The 12,036-nt window shown below is 47.2% G+C and carries 10 protein-coding genes and 1 pseudogene; 3 read left to right on the forward strand and 8 right to left on the reverse strand.

Translation table 11 applies throughout. From position 1 onward, the window contains the following. The 7 genes and pseudogenes from ABUA47_RS19060 to ABUA47_RS19090 all read right to left on the reverse strand — a co-directional run. Positions 1–1,958, reverse strand: a 1,958-nt coding sequence (locus ABUA47_RS19060) for a S46 family peptidase (protein WP_349831901.1), incomplete at its 3' end; no start/stop codon positions are given. Positions 1,959–1,974: 16 nt separating this feature from the next. Continuing rightward, positions 1,975–3,345 (reverse strand): TIGR00341 family protein, encoded by a 1,371-nt coding sequence (locus ABUA47_RS19065; RefSeq protein WP_005826112.1) that lies wholly within the window; start codon positions 3,343–3,345, stop codon positions 1,975–1,977. A 52-nt stretch (positions 3,346–3,397) separates the two neighbouring features. Beyond that, a pseudogene (gene dinD / locus ABUA47_RS19070) lies at positions 3,398–4,030 on the reverse strand (DNA damage-inducible protein D); the annotation flags it as partial. Between the two features lie 180 nt (positions 4,031–4,210). Continuing rightward, complete coding sequence (locus ABUA47_RS19075) at positions 4,211–5,653, reverse strand: lipopolysaccharide biosynthesis protein (RefSeq protein ID WP_009037445.1); 1,443 nt, start codon at positions 5,651–5,653, stop codon at positions 4,211–4,213. A gap of 42 nt (positions 5,654–5,695) precedes the next feature. After that, a complete protein-coding gene (gene ruvB / locus ABUA47_RS19080) occupies positions 5,696–6,733 on the reverse strand; it encodes a Holliday junction branch migration DNA helicase RuvB (protein ID WP_034525480.1) in 1,038 nt (345 codons plus the stop codon). Positions 6,734–6,784: 51 nt separating this feature from the next. Beyond that, entirely contained in the window at positions 6,785–7,453 is a 669-nt protein-coding gene (locus tag ABUA47_RS19085; RefSeq protein ID WP_016272130.1) for a DUF4276 family protein, read from the reverse strand. A gap of 1 nt (position 7,454) precedes the next feature. Beyond that, a complete protein-coding gene (locus ABUA47_RS19090) occupies positions 7,455–8,840 on the reverse strand; it encodes an AAA family ATPase (RefSeq protein WP_016272131.1) in 1,386 nt (461 codons plus the stop codon). Between the two features lie 299 nt (positions 8,841–9,139). Here ABUA47_RS19090 and ABUA47_RS19095 point away from each other — a divergent pair, with 299 nt between their 5' ends. Next, positions 9,140–9,574 carry a DUF6078 family protein gene (locus ABUA47_RS19095; protein WP_005833904.1) on the forward strand — a complete coding sequence of 145 codons (435 nt, stop codon included), beginning with the start codon at positions 9,140–9,142 and terminating at the stop codon, positions 9,572–9,574. A gap of 178 nt (positions 9,575–9,752) precedes the next feature. Here the strand turns inward: ABUA47_RS19095 and ABUA47_RS19100 are convergent, their stop codons facing one another. Continuing rightward, the gene (locus tag ABUA47_RS19100) at positions 9,753–10,520 is read right to left on the reverse strand and encodes a DNA alkylation repair protein (protein WP_005833905.1); all 768 of its coding nucleotides are present in this window, start codon (positions 10,518–10,520) and stop codon (positions 9,753–9,755) included. A gap of 131 nt (positions 10,521–10,651) precedes the next feature. Here ABUA47_RS19100 and ABUA47_RS19105 point away from each other — a divergent pair, with 131 nt between their 5' ends. Together ABUA47_RS19105 and ABUA47_RS19110 are read left to right on the forward strand one after the other, a co-directional pair. Beyond that, positions 10,652–11,656 (forward strand): M28 family metallopeptidase, encoded by a 1,005-nt coding sequence (locus tag ABUA47_RS19105; protein WP_005833906.1) that lies wholly within the window; start codon positions 10,652–10,654, stop codon positions 11,654–11,656. A 25-nt stretch (positions 11,657–11,681) separates the two neighbouring features. Further along, positions 11,682–12,036: nucleoside recognition domain-containing protein (locus ABUA47_RS19110; protein ID WP_349831903.1), on the forward strand; the 355-nt coding region annotated here is incomplete at its 3' end.

Genomic DNA, 12,036 nt, shown 5'->3' on the forward strand with positions numbered 1-12,036 from the left:
GCATTGAACATGGCACTGCCGGAATTGCCTCCCGTAATGTCATTATTGGAGATAAAGCAGACATTCATTTCTCCCTTCTCATCGGCATATCTACCGAAATCACCGGAGGAAAGAAGGGATAGCAACTCAGGCTGCACTTCAAAATCCACATCGCCTGCATGGGCTCTGACTTTCTCCAGAATACCTTTCGCGGTGGTATAATAATCATATTCCGCTCCGTCGAAGGGGGCATAACCGCAGACAGTGCCAAAACTCAAACGCATGGTGGAGTTGGCGTCGGGATAGAAGTTACGGGATGCGTACATACGTCGCACGGCAGAGTTGAACAAACGTTCATTCCGCTCGATTTCACCGGAAGCCTGCTGTACCTGCATATTCATCTCGAATAGCTTCGTGATGAGGTCGATGCCCAAGTTGATGGCAGGGTCATTATATATCTGATAGGTGGTGTCCTGCTCCAGAAAACGCTTCAATCCACGGGGGGTGGTCAGCTCCGAGCGGGCATAAAGACTATCCACATAGGTACGCTCGTTACCTCCGTATTCTGTCGCAATCGTCTGGTAGAGCTCGGGCAGATAGGTGGAATCCACTTGGGAGCGGTATTCTTTCAACAGTGCTGTAAACACTTCCTTGTCAATGCCCAAGTCCAGATTGGCATATTTCTCAACGATAGCTTTCAGATTGGCAACCACCGTTTTCTCTTCCCCCTCAAAGTCGAAGTTGAGGATGGACAAAGCAAGCTGCACCAGTTCCGGACCGTTCAGGAAAGATTCGGCAAAGTAAGCTCTGGCACGATAAGCATCACGGCGGCTCTTGTAGTTCAGCTCCAGGTCGGAAAAAAGATGCAGCAGATGTTCCCGCTCCTCCGGTGTCTGCTGTATCCAGCGACGGAGTTCGGTCTCCATGGCACGCTTCTTGTCCAGCACATGCAGTTTCTTGATGGTGCGGTTCACTCCTATGCTGTTCTTCCAATAATTGGAACTTTCGTCGTATTTGGAAGCGTACTTGATGCGGATGCTGTCACGGCTATCCATTTCACGCTTCCAGATGGCCTGCTTCACACCACGGACATCTATCTGAGCCTGGTTGGTGGTGGTCATCATCTCTTCGATGCCAAAAGAGGAAAGATAGCGTTCCGTACTGCCCGGATAGCCCATCGTCATACAGAAGGAACCCTCACGATAACCGTCCAGAGATATCGGAGCCACGTATTCGGGATGGTAGGGAACATTGTCGGGAGAATAGTCGGCAGGACGGTTGTCTTTGCCGGCATAGATACGGAATACGGCGAAGTCGCCCGTATGGCGCGGCCATACCCAGTTGTCAGTGTCCCAGCCGAACTTGCCCACTGAGGAAGGCGGTGCAAATACCAAACGCACATCATTGTAGTCGCGATAAACGGAAAGCCAGAATTCATTGCCTCCATAGTAAGCATCCACAATGCCTATCAGCGTGGAGTCTTTACGAGAAACCTCTTCGCCAATGACCAGCATCACCGAATCTACTACACTTGTACGCTCAGATTCGTTCATATCCGGTTTTACTGCTCCAAGTACCCGACGGGTCACGTCTTGCTGGTGCAAGAGGAAGCGGACGTAAAGTTCCGGATTAGGCAGTTCTTCACTAAGATTACGTGCCACAAATCCGTCTTTCAGATAGTCGTGCTCCACAGACGAGTGTTGCTGTATGCTGCTGAAGCCGCAGTGATGATTGGTAAACACCAGCCCATCCCCGGACACCACCACTCCGGAACAAAAGCCTCCGAAGCTGACTACCGCATCCTTCAGCGACGGGCGTTTCGTATTGTATAGCTTGTTGACAGACATCTGCAAGCCCAACTCTTTCATGGTCTGGCGTGTCTGCTTGTTCAGATTTCCCAGCATCCACATCCCTTCATCCGCTTGTCCCGGCAGAGAAAAAAGGAAGCAGACAGCTATCAGTATAAATCTTATTTTCATTCCGTCAATTCTTGTATTATTCAGTAATCAGCCTCAATTGCTTGGCACCCGTACGCGCCTTGAGCCACTCCGCAATCTTTTCCTTCTCGTGCGCACCCGGATGCTTGCCGAATTTCAAGACGGCAAGGGTCACAGTATCCACCCGTACAGAATCTACCGCCAGTTCAATCGCATGAGATATTGATACGGTCTTTACCGACGGGTAGAGCACTTTCAGTTCCGGGATAATCTTCTTGCCCAATTCATCGAAGGTTTTGTATCTTTCCAAATTCTGCTCCAGTGTGGCAATCTTCTGTTTCTGTTCCACCAGACGCTGCTCGCTGTTCTTGTAGAAGTCTTCCATCACCATGGCACGGATGGAAGAAATATCCACCGCTTCATTGTTCATGCCTTGGAGGACTATCAGCTTGGTATTGTCCAGCTTATAGTCTTTCATCTTACTGCGGGCAATGGCGATGGAAGCTTCGGGCACCTCCTGCCCAATCAGCACGACACGTATTTCGTGGCCCTTGCCCTCGTGATGGATTTTCTTGTCCAGCACCTGCGTATTCTCAAAGGAGAGCTGCTCGTTGACAAAACGGTTGGCAGCACTCTCAAAGAAGGTATCCTGGACGATACCTACCGTTAGATAGACAGCGGGACACATGGTCAAGATAGCAATCAGGACGATATATTTACGTACTTTCTTCTCCCGGTTCTTATCCACAAACTCCTTGCGCTGGAAGTGCATCACGCGCACGCCCAGGAAAGTGGCAAGACTGATAAACACGGAATTGATGAAATAAAGATAGAATGCACCGAGGAAATAAATCAAGTTACCCGTTGCCAGCCCGTAGCCTGCCGTACAGAGAGGCGGCATCAAAGCCGTGGCAATGGCAACACCCGGAATCACATTTCCTTTCTCTTTGGTAGAGAGCGCCGTCACACCTGCCAAGCCACCCATCAAGGCGATGAATACGTCATAAATGGTGGGTGACGTACGTGCCAGCAATTCCGACTGCCCCTCGGCAACGGGACTCACCAGAAAGAAAATGGTAGCAGTGGTCACACTGAACAAGGTAGTTATCAAGAAGCTCTTCAAAGACCGCTTCATCAATTCAAAATCATTCAACCCCACAGAAAGCCCCACGCCCATGATAGGCCCCATCAGCGGCGAGATGAGCATGGCACCGATAATCACGGCTGTGGAGTTTACATTCAATCCCAACGAGGCCATGAATATGGCGAATATCAGAATCCAAAGATTGGCTCCTTTGAATTCCACTCCCTTACGGATGGAATCTACAGTTTCCAGTTCATTGTCCTTGTCTTTGCGCAAATCAAGATAGTCTTTCAGAAAAGTCTTGATAGCGAAGGTATTTCTGTTGTCGGTCGTCTTTTCTTCCATTATCAATTATCAGTTTTCAATTTTCTCTCAATGAAACGCCTCGTAAAACACTGCTGGTCATCTCGGCAGCAAAGTCCTTTGCCTTAATGCCAAGAGTTGGCAAGAAATCTGCCAAAGCACGTTTTTCCGGTGCTCCAAGTTTACGTTTAAGCATAGCAGTGTTCATGCGAAAAAGAGCTTGGTTGCCCTTACTACGTATGATTCCGAACCCCTTGTCATCCACACCACGCTCGTAAAGAACACCAGAGAGGCGTTTCTCTGTCTCTGCCAACTTATGGCGAGCCTGGACACGGTCGTAGTCAAGAAGTCGTTGCTCTATTACCTCTGCCACACGTGTTTGTACAGCAAAGTAATTTTGGGCAAAAGCAATCTCCGACTTACGAGGGTCACCATTTTGTGCCACGAGGTAGCAGGCATAGCGAGTGAGCATAAAGTCTTCAATGTCCTTTGATGCACCTTTAGGCATAAGTATCGTTTTACTGATGCCGGTAAAATGATTACTCGTCTCTACACCAGCGTTTTGGCAAGCCTCCTTAGCTTTTCCTAAAACATTCTCAAACGTTTGCCATTTGGCATAGCCCAGAATGGGATATAATTCGCGAGCACTCCAGCACTCCACGCCTTCGTATTCACACGCAATGGATTCGAATCTTGCGAGGAGATTCTGAATTGCTTCTGATTTAATCATACTTGATTCTGAATTTATTGTTTGCTCTTCTGCACAATCCTTGATTTCAAAACAATCTTTATGCGATTGATTTTTCTGTCCATTGTGTCACTTCAGTTTTAATAACAGTACAAAAGTAATGCTTTTCTTGACAAAACTGTTAAATACGCAATGTTTATCAATCTAACTTCTCTAACCTCACTTCACCAGCCTACCAATGAACGGAATCTGCCTCAACGGCAAGTCGCACTTCACGATATAGGCCACAAAGAGCAGCAACAAAACGGTACGGTACGCCATACGCAGGTAAATATTTTCTATCGGGACATATTCGGCAGCCAGATAGAGTACTGCCGCAAGCAGCACATAACTACCGATAGCCCTCAGGTCATACTGAATGGGATACTTCTTCTGCCCTACGAAATAGGACAGAAGCATGGCGATGCCATAGCCACAGAATCCTGCCCAGGCACAAGCCATATAACTGTATCGGGGAATCAGAAGTATGTTCATCACTACCAGCACCGTGCAACCTATCAAGGAGAAATAAGCTCCCCAACGCGTTTCGTCAATCAGCTTGTACCAGAAGGAAAGATTGAAATAGATACCCATAAAGATTTCGGCAGCCATCACGATAGGCACTACCCGCAATCCCGGCCAGTAATCAGGGCCGATGATATAGCGCAAAATATCCAGATAGAACATGACAGCCAGGAATGCCAGCAGTGTAAAGATGATGAAAAACTTCATGGCCTGCGCATATACCTGCTTATTGTCTTTGTCCCGGCTCTTTCCGAAGACAAAAGGCTCGTATGCATAGCGGAAAGCTTGTGTAAGCATCGCCATCACCATAGCAATTTTGCTGGCAGCTCCATAAATGCCCAACTGCACGGTAGCTTCCGCCTCATCCGGATAGACAAAAGGAAAAATAATCTTATCGGCCACCTGATTCAAGATACCCGCCAAGCCAAGTACCAGTAACGGCAGACTGTAAGCAAGCATCCGCTTCAACAGTTTTTTATCCAGCACATAAGCAAACCCGCGTAACTCCGGAATCATGCAAAGCATAATGGTAGAGGTGCATATCAGATTGAAAAGGAAGGCATAGCCCACGTCATCCCCTTTCATCCCTACATAATAGACCAGATTCAGTGCTATATTCAGGAAGATAAACAGCAGTTTGAGTGCCGCAAACTTAATGGGACGCTTCTTGTAGCGCAAATAAGCGAAAGGAATGCTTTGAATAGCATCCATCGCCACCACAATCATCATCATGCCCACGTACCAGGGATGCTCACTGTACTCCATCCATCCGGCAATAGGGTCGAGAAACAGCAGCCCCAATGCAAGGAAAGTAAGCGCCCCCATACTCACACTGAGTAATGTCGTGGAGTACACACGCATCGGGTCATCCTCCCCTTTATTGGCAAAGCGGAAGAAACCGGTTTCCATGCCGCACGTCAATAATACCAGCATGAGGGCCACCCACGCATATACATTCGTCACTACGCCATAGCCGCCACTCTGTGCGGACATCGCCATGGTATATACGGGCACCAGCAGGTAATTGAGGAAACGCCCCACAATACTGCTCAGCCCATAAATGGCAGTTTCTTTTGCCAATGATTTTAATCCGGCCACTTCTTTTTAATGATTAATGGTTAGTGATTAATGATTAATGAATCACTCGTCGCCAAACAAGGTACGCTGGCTACTATAGAGACTCCGCCCCAAATGCTTGTAGGCAAGTTCCGTCACTTCACGCCCACGGGGGGTACGTTTCAGGAAACCCTCTTTTATCAAGAACGGTTCATAGACTTCCTCTATCGTGCCGGCATCTTCGCCCAAAGCGGTGGCAATGGTGGTCAGTCCCACCGGGCCGCCTTTGAACTTGTCAATGATGGTGCAGAGTATCTTATTATCTATCTCATCCAGACCGTATTTGTCGATATTCAGGGCTTCGAGGGCAAACTGTGCGATTTCCGTATCGATGCTTCCCGAACCTTTCACTTGGGCAAAATCGCGTACACGCCGCAGCAATGCATTGGCAATACGCGGTGTGCCACGGCTGCGGCTCGCAATCTCGGCGGCAGCCCTTACGGAGCAAGGCACATCGAGGATGCCGGACGAACGACGGATAATGCCGCTCAACACATCATCATCGTAATATTCCAGATGCAGGTTGATACCGAAACGGGCACGCAACGGAGCTGTCAACAGACCGCTACGCGTGGTAGCTCCCACCAGCGTGAAAGGATTCAAATCAATCTGTATGCTTCGGGCAGAAGGGCCTTTGTCTATCATGATGTCTATGCGGTAGTCCTCCATGGCTGAGTACAGATATTCCTCCACTACGGGGCTCAACCGGTGTATTTCGTCGATGAAAAGTACATCATTGGGCTCCAGACTGGTAAGCACTCCCGCCAAATCCCCCGGCTTGTCGAGTACCGGACCGGAAGTTATCTTGAAACCTACGCCCAGTTCGTTGGCTATGATATTGCTGAGTGTTGTTTTTCCCAATCCGGGAGGGCCGTGAAGCAACACATGGTCCAGCGCCTCGCCACGCAGGCGGGCAGCTTTCACAAATATGCGCAGATTGTCCACCACCTTGTCCTGCCCGCTGAAATCCTCAAAATTCAACGGACGGAGAGCGTTCTCGAAATCACGTTCTCGGCTGGTGACGGGCTGCTGGTTGCGTATATCAAAATCTTCTTGTTCCATACTATCTATCATGTTCCAAACACTGCTTTATTTCCTATTGATTTTTCCACATTACCGTAACAATCCCAACTGTCTGTAGGCTTCTCTGACCTCATCCACAAATTGCCTATATGAAGGAAGCAGATGCAACTTTTCCAATTCCAACCTCGCACCAATGGAAGCATATAGTTCACTAATATCCAAATCCTTCCTATGCCTACGTGTCGTAGTCCGATTAGATTTACCTATGGCTTGTATAATGGTAGCCTTAGGATCAAGATAAAGTTCCGGCATACGATTTATACCCAATTCTTCATCCGACATCCTTGTACCCATTTCCTCTTTTAATAGTTCTTTGTCAGCAAGCATCCATGCTTCTACCATCCTCACTGGAACAATAGGAATCAGACTCTTGCAAATCTCCCCTTTCTTATCAGACAAGAACTCTTTGGCCGGATTTATCTTTTCAGCATAGGCTCTTTTAGTATCCTTACTATCAGCATCTGTATGGACACAAAGTATATCCATACCCATCTCTTCCATTCCTCGACGTGAAGCTTTCTCTACATATTCATTAAAACTAAGTCGCACTTTTTCCACAGTCAAGCATTTCACGTATGGTTCTAAATCATTCTCGCATTCAAAAGCCACATCAATAAAAGTCCTTTCCACCACACTCTGCAAGAAACGTACATCCGTAGGGCCTTCCGTGATTAATCCAATAAATAATTGTCTAGCCATATTACCACTCCTTTAGGGTATTTTCTAAGTACTCCTTAATCATTTGCAAAGAAAGCTTTCGTTCTTGCTCAGAGAAATTGATAGTCAATTGCCCTTCTTTAGGAACTTGTATAATTTTCGAAACATCGAGTTTCACCTTATTGCCCGATGGCAAAGAAAGCACTCTTGATTTCATCTCCGCAAAATGGATGGAAACATTCAAATCATCTTCCCATTTCTGAATTTCACCGACAAAAACGGTAGAATGCGTATTCACAATCACTTGTCTTAAAGGTAGATCATGGTCTTCAAAGTTAGTGGTCAAATCCTTCAATAATTTCGCCATTGATTTTATCCTAAATGGGTGAATGCCATTCTCCGGTTCTTCAAAACAAAGCAAACCGGAGTATTTCATATCGTGTTGCAGGATGCAAAGCGTAAGCAATCGCAACGTACCCTCGGACAACACGCGGGAAGAGTATTTCTTTCCGTCCACATTCTTCAGATAAATGATATACTGCTTGTTTTCTGTATCATCTTCTACAAAGACCTGGGTATAGTTGGGAATAAAACTATTTAATTCACGAGATATCTCTACCAATGAATATTTATCTTCCTGCTGAATCCTAAATAATGCTGCAGCCAGGTTTTTCCCAGAAACACCAATGACATCTTCTCCCGTCCTCTTACTTGTGGGTTGACGTAAATCCTCCGGGTTCAACTGTAAGAAACGCCAACTGATCATTTCCTGCTTCACGGCCAGAATATGGCGGAAATCAACAGAATCAATGCTGCTCAATACCGTACGCGTAGCATTTCTCAGGGGAAAACTTCGCTTGTTACCTCCACCACCATCTTGAGGAACAAATACCGTAGGCAATTCATTTTGCTCTTGTGTATAGATATAAGGTTGACCACGTTTCCCTGTAATTACTTTAGGTCTCCAAAATTCTATTTGTTCTTTAGGCAAAAGTTTTATCCATTTGTCTTCTTGATGTTTCAATGTAGCCAAATGTTCATAAACAACTTCTAAATCATCAATACCACTGGAGTTTACAAAGCGATGTATTTTTAGTTCATAACGCAACCTCGTATATTTCAATCTTGCAGTAGCTCCCCAAGCATCAGTCACTTCACGATTTACCAGCACTTCCACACAAAACTCCATTTCATCGGCATAAGCATGTTCATCATACTGAGTGAATAGTTCAAACAAATCACCTCTTTGCCCTTCTCTGAATGCTGTATGTATTTTGTCCACTTCAGCCAAGCGTGACAACAGATTCAATGCATCAAACAAGTTACTCTTCCCAGCAGCATTTGTTCCTGCAACAATGGTCAAAGGGGTAAACTCCATTTCAAAATTATGAAATGACTTAAAACCATTTATTTTAAGATAAGTAATCATAGGGATATTCCTTTTGTTTCCTGCAAAATAACGAATTTATTTTGAGATAGCACTCATCCCCTTTCTTTTTTCACATAAGTAAAAGGCGTATGACATACCTGGTACGCTCCATACAACGGAATATTATGCTGCCCGGAGGCAAATTACAGAAAAAACGATAGAAGTAGCAAGATATATACTTGAAATATATTTGCAGGCTCACACTTTCTTCCTACATTTGTGCAGAATAACTAGCCATTTACTGACAGCAAGCCGAATCTCCCCCCTGCTGAAAGCACAATGCATAGAACACGCTACTTATGAAAGAAGAAATATCCTTTACCCAAGTCCCCTTCGACTACCCCTTATGCCTCAACGGGCAATGCCCCAAGGCTGCCACCTGCCTCCGCCAGCTCGCCATGCAGAGCATGCCTACCGAAAAGGATTACTGGAAAATCATCAGCCCCAAACGCCTTGCCACCGTCAAAGGGGAATGCCCCTTCTACCGCTCCAGTCAGAAGGCGCGTTACGCCAAAGGCTTCATGAACATGCTGAACAGCCTACCCTACAACAAGCGGGGAATCGCCATCGCCAACCTGATAGCCGGCTTCGGCCAACGCACCTACTACCGCGCCCGCAAAGGCGAACGCCTGCTGCTCCCCGAAGAGCAACAATCCGTACTGAACGTCTTCAGACATCTGGATGCCGGCATGGCTACAGAATTTGATAGTTACGCAGAAGGCTACCTTTGGTAACACACTGACCATCAGAGACTAATTTTGCCAACTCTTTGCCTCACCTTTGGCAAAACTTTGCCATGCCTATGGCAAAAGTTTGCCAACGCGGTGGCAAAGTCTTGCCAATAAGGTGGCAAAAACTTGTCAACTTGTTGGCAAGAAGAGCAAAATACAGTTTAACGATTTTCATTCCCCATCAGCGCTTCATAAACTCCTTGCGCTCCTCCTCTGGAAACTTCTCTATGGCATAGCGCAACATCGTTCGCGGCATCGTCCTGCAATACTTCTCCAAGAATTGTACCAGCAAGTCCTTGTCCCGCTTACCCATCTCCCGGAGCATCCATCCTACCGCCTTTTGCATCAAGTCATGCTTATGATGGAGCAGCCGCTCCGAAAGGGCTAATATATCGATGAAATCACCATTTTTGATAAGTGTATAGGTAGATACCACAGCAATGCGCTGGTCCCAAAGCAGCGGACTATCCGCCAGCCGGTAGAGGTCTTTACGAAGTTTGTCTTTCAAATATTCGCCCACAATGCCGGGGGCAGACAAATCGACCAAATCCCAATTATTGATACGGCCCGTTTGCGAAAGGTAAAAGTCATAAATCTCCTTTTTCCCCTTTTCATCGCTCTTTTTGAATCGCTCCACCAACATCAGCAAGGCACAAAGGCGACACTCGTGCCATTCACTCTGAAGCAAGGTTGCCATTACCCCAAAAGGTTCGTGCTTGTGCTGCTTTGCCACCTGCCGGGTGTTGGGTACCACCACTCCCAGAAACTTATCCCCCTCGCCATACTGCCCCTTTCCGGTCTTGAAGAAACGGGGAAGATACTCCCTTTTCACCGGGTCGATATACGCCTCCAATTCCTGCTGAATCTGTACCGAGATGCACGCCACTTCTTCTGCCGAAAGCACACGTTCGCACAAGACGGTTTCCACTGCTTCATTCTTCTTTTTCATCCTTCTCTCATTTGATTTACACGGATTTGAATTCATCTGCCAATGGACAAAAATACAACATTTATATAGAAACTATGGAAAGTTATCTTTAATTTTGCAACCGGTATGTCCAATCCTTAAAACCGTACGACATGTATAAAGCTGTTTTGGGAGCAATCTGCTGCCTTTCTTTCGCACTATCCTTACATGCACAATCTCCACAAGAAAAGGGGTTGCAAAGCATCAGCCGCACTTCGGCCAAGGCTATTGTCGGCTTTCTGGCCGACGATGAGCTGCAAGGACGCGAAGCAGGCATGCACGGTTCACGACTGGCTGCCCGCTATCTGGCATCCTGCCTGAAAGAAGCCGGCATTGCCCCGCTGGAAAAGGACAATTATTACCAACCCTTCAAGGCTTACAACAAGGAACGCCAACAACGGGGACGGTGGCAAGTGCATCCCGACTCCATCGCCATCCTTAAACAAGGCGTCCACCGCATCCTGCAGATGAGTAATGTATTGGGAACCATCCCGGGAGAACGACCGGATGAATATGTCATCGTAGGTGCCCACTTCGACCATCTGGGTGTGGACGAGACGCTGGCAAACGACCGGATATACAACGGTGCAGACGACAATGCCTCCGGTGTCTCTGCCGTCCTGCAGATAGCCCGTGCATTTCTTGCCACCGGACAGAAGCCTCTGCGCACGGTCATCTTTGCCTTTTGGGATGGGGAAGAAAAGGGATTGCTCGGCTCAAAATACTTTGTACAAAGCTGTCCTTTCATCAGCCAGGTGAAAGGTTATCTCAATTTCGACATGATAGGCCGTAACAATAAGCCCGAGCAGCCTCAACACGTTGTCTACTTCTACACCGCCGCCCACCCCGTATTCGGCGACTGGCTGAAGCAGGACATTGCACGCTACAGCTTGCGCCTGCAACCGGACTACCGCGCCTGGGACCGCCCCACGGGAGGAAGTGACAATGCTTCTTTTGCCCTGTGCAACATCCCCATCATCTGGTACCACACAGACGGACATCCCGATTATCACCAGCCTTCGGACCACACCGATCGGCTGAACTGGGAGAAAATGATAGAAATAACCAAAGCAGCTTTCCTCAACGCCTGGAATCTTGCCAACGAAAACAAATATTAATCCATTAGAAACAAAGTAACGATACATGGTTTTAAATTACATCTGGGTAGCATTCTTCGTCATCGCATTCATCGTGGCCCTCTGCAAACTCATCTTTATGGGTGATGTGGAGATATTCACAGAACTCGTCAACTCCACCTTCTCCTCTTCCAAAACAGCTTTTGAAATATCCCTGGGACTGACGGGAATACTCGCCCTCTGGCTCGGCGTGATGAAAATAGGCGAAAACAGCGGCATGATCAATGCCCTCTCCCGTTGGCTGAGTCCGGTATTCTGCCGTCTCTTTCCCGAAATACCGAAAGGACATCCTGCCATGGGTTCCATATTCATGAATCTCTCTGCCAACATGCTGGGGCTGGACAATGCCGCTACCCCAATGG

Source organism: Bacteroides sp. RTP31139st1_H2_RTP31139_211217 (assembly GCF_040227615.1).
GTDB classification, from domain to species: Bacteria; Bacteroidota; Bacteroidia; order Bacteroidales; family Bacteroidaceae; genus Bacteroides; species Bacteroides uniformis.

Bases quoted from the DNA above. Each gene is read 5' to 3' on its own strand.
- ABUA47_RS19065 (WP_005826112.1), bottom strand. From the start codon at position 3,345: ATGGAAGAAAAGACGACCGACAACAGAAATACCTTCGCTATCAAGACT.
- ruvB (WP_034525480.1), bottom strand. From the start codon at position 6,733: ATGGAACAAGAAGATTTTGATATACGCAACCAGCAGCCCGTCACCAGC.
- ABUA47_RS19085 (WP_016272130.1), bottom strand. From the start codon at position 7,453: ATGGCTAGACAATTATTTATTGGATTAATCACGGAAGGCCCTACGGAT.
- ABUA47_RS19090 (WP_016272131.1), bottom strand. From the start codon at position 8,840: ATGATTACTTATCTTAAAATAAATGGTTTTAAGTCATTTCATAATTTT.
- ABUA47_RS19095 (WP_005833904.1), top strand. From the start codon at position 9,140: ATGAAAGAAGAAATATCCTTTACCCAAGTCCCCTTCGACTACCCCTTA.
- ABUA47_RS19100 (WP_005833905.1), bottom strand. From the start codon at position 10,520: ATGAAAAAGAAGAATGAAGCAGTGGAAACCGTCTTGTGCGAACGTGTG.
- ABUA47_RS19105 (WP_005833906.1), top strand. From the start codon at position 10,652: ATGTATAAAGCTGTTTTGGGAGCAATCTGCTGCCTTTCTTTCGCACTA.